Raw genomic sequence first — 264 nt, forward strand, 5'->3', positions numbered from 1 at the left:
TCGCAGAAATTACCGCACCTCGGCTATCAATATCTGCATCACTGGCAACCAAATAAACCTGTGGCACAAGTGCGGTGATTTTTTCACCTGTTTTTAGGGTGATGTCTTTGTTGACCAACCACACCATATCTGTGGTTAATTCTGACATTTGTTTGGCCGTTAATCCAACGCCTACGGACAAATTAAAGTCTTTGGCATATTTTACCCCTGCGTTCATTAAGGCTTTATATTGTTCCATATCATTATTAAAACCAGTTAAATAAC

The 264-nt window shown here is 39.4% G+C and carries 1 protein-coding gene; it reads right to left on the reverse strand.

Features of this window, described 5'->3' with window-relative positions; genetic code table 11:
- Positions 1 to 264: hypothetical protein (locus ACTG7L_RS10850; RefSeq protein ID WP_439328544.1), on the reverse strand; the 264-nt coding region annotated here is incomplete at both ends.

It is taken from the genome of Lonepinella sp. BR2357 (assembly GCF_051851525.1).
Lineage (GTDB): Bacteria > Pseudomonadota > Gammaproteobacteria > Enterobacterales > Pasteurellaceae > Lonepinella.